This is a genomic window from Aminobacter sp. P4_H6_2 (assembly GCF_056400805.1).
Genome location: NZ_JBFUKO010000919.1, coordinates 1 through 1,545 on the forward strand (window position 1 = coordinate 1; position 1,545 = coordinate 1,545).

Genomic DNA, 1,545 nt, shown 5'->3' on the forward strand with positions numbered 1-1,545 from the left:
GTGGAGTAGGGCGAGGTTTATCCCTCCGGTGTTTGTCTAATTGCTCCGGGCGGCGAATTCGTCGCTCGGATTGGTGCGACCATGCCCCATTTGCCATCTATGGTTGAATTGCATCCATTAATGCAAATATAGGTTGCAATGCAGCTTCTCGGCGCGTATTCTGGCCCGGCATTGTCTGGGGGTGTCAAATGCCAACAACCTATGCGACGAAACTAGCCTCGTTGGCCGAGGCCGAATTCGATCTGCTTCATGGATCGCATGAAACCACATCGAGAATGGCTTCCCGAATAAGGAAGTATTGGACCGACATTGGAATGCAGTTTCCTGGCGTTGGGACGCCTTGGTCGGCGGTGTTTGTTTCCTACTTTATCAAGTGCGCTGGCGCGACGGCGGCCGAATTCCGGTTCGCCGATAGCCATTCAGAGTTCGTGTTCAAGGCGATCAGGAATGCACGGAATGAGGAAGGTGTTTTCCGTGGACGCAGCATCTCGGAATACGCACCGAAGATCGGGGATATCATTCAGAACAATCGCGGCGGCAACACTTTCGGCTTTGACCACGCTGCCGCGCACCAGCAATACGCCTCGCATTCGGCAATTGTGATTGAAGAAGGCTCCGACGGAAATGGGCGCTATGTGAGGACCGTCGGAGGCAATGAGGCGGATACCGTTGGGGATCGCGTTGTTCGGATCAGGTCGAACGGTCTCATCAAACAGCCTGCGGCCGACCCGACCAGATTTGTCTGCATCATAGAGAACCTGAAATAGCGACTGATTTTTGCCAAGCGGATGCTTCGCCCTGATCAAGCGCTGGGCGGACCGGCTTCTTGCGGACGGCTGTTGCCCGGCAAGCAATTTGGCAGTCGTCGCGACATCCCAGGGGACTGCCCCTACGAAGATCGCTGTTTCAAAGCGCCCGGCTGTTCACTAATGTTGCGCTGCAAATAGGGCGGCGGTGAACGATGTCGGACGCATACAAGGTTTCGGCGATGACGCGGCTGAGGAACTACTTCCTCACCGGCTTCATCGTCTGCGCGCCGCTGGCGATTACCGTTTACATTGCCTGGTCGTTCATCGGCTGGGTCGACTCGTGGGTGAAGCCCTACATTCCCAACACCTACAATCCGGATAATTATCTCTCGATCAAGGTGCCGGGCTTCGGGCTGATCGTGGCGCTGGTGCTGATCACGCTGATCGGCTTTTTGACCGCCAATTTCATCGGCCGGGCAATCGTTGCGTTCGGCGAGCGTCTGCTGAACCGCATGCCGCTGGTGCGCGGTCTTTACAAGGCTCTGAAGCAGTTGTTCGAGACGGTGCTGTCGAACAAGAACGAAATGTTCCGGACCGTTGGCATGGTCGAGTATCCGCGCAAGGGCGTGTGGTCGCTGGTTTTCGTTGCCAATGAAAAGCAGACCGAAATCAACGACAAGCTGGACAAGGAGGGCGATCCRCTTATCGCCGTCTTCATGCCGTGCACGCCTAACCCAACGACCGGCTTTTTGATGTATGTGCCGAAATCCGACATCGTGGTGCTCGACATGAGCAT

2 protein-coding genes are annotated in these 1,545 nt (G+C 55.8%); both read left to right on the forward strand.

The window, feature by feature from the left end:
- Positions 1-188: 188 nt before the first annotated feature.
- Positions 189-767: a DUF2272 domain-containing protein gene (locus AC1DUU_RS31650; protein ID WP_476787255.1), complete on the forward strand. Its 579-nt coding sequence runs from the start codon at positions 189-191 to the stop codon at positions 765-767.
- Positions 768-961: 194 nt separating this feature from the next.
- The coding region (locus tag AC1DUU_RS31655; RefSeq protein WP_476787256.1) for a DUF502 domain-containing protein at positions 962-1,545 on the forward strand (584 nt) is incomplete at its 3' end.

What these genes read in the sequence shown, in the direction of transcription:
- AC1DUU_RS31650 (WP_476787255.1), top strand. Translation starts at nt 189, where the DNA reads ATGCCAACAACCTATGCGACGAAACTAGCCTCGTTGGCCGAGGCCGAA.